The sequence below is a fragment of the Psychrobacter sp. TB20-MNA-CIBAN-0197 genome (assembly GCF_040309765.1).
Classification (GTDB): domain Bacteria; phylum Pseudomonadota; class Gammaproteobacteria; order Pseudomonadales; family Moraxellaceae; genus Psychrobacter; species Psychrobacter submarinus.
In genome coordinates, this window is the sequence record NZ_JBEOPC010000888.1 from 1 (window position 1) to 259 (window position 259).

Here is a 259-nt window from a genome sequence, read left to right on the forward strand (position 1 = left end):
GCGCACTTCAACATTCGTACCTTCGGTATTAGCAAGCTGCTCAATAGCATAATCATTTAGCGCTCCTAATTTTTCACCAGCAGCAATTTGCGCTTTACCAGCCTCAATCTGAGGACGCAAAACTGGTTCTAGCGCAGGATTTGCTGCAATTGCCGCTTCACCTTGTCTAACTTCTTCTCTTCCTGCGGCGAGATCATCTTGAATAGACTCTACATAAGCATTTAAACTTCCAGCATTAGTAATACCTGGTATCTTTTGC

Annotated in this window: 1 pseudogene; it reads right to left on the reverse strand. The window is 43.6% G+C overall.

Going from position 1 to position 259, the window contains the following annotated elements:
* A pseudogene (locus AAEY83_RS16420) lies at positions 1–259 on the reverse strand (hypothetical protein); the annotation flags it as partial.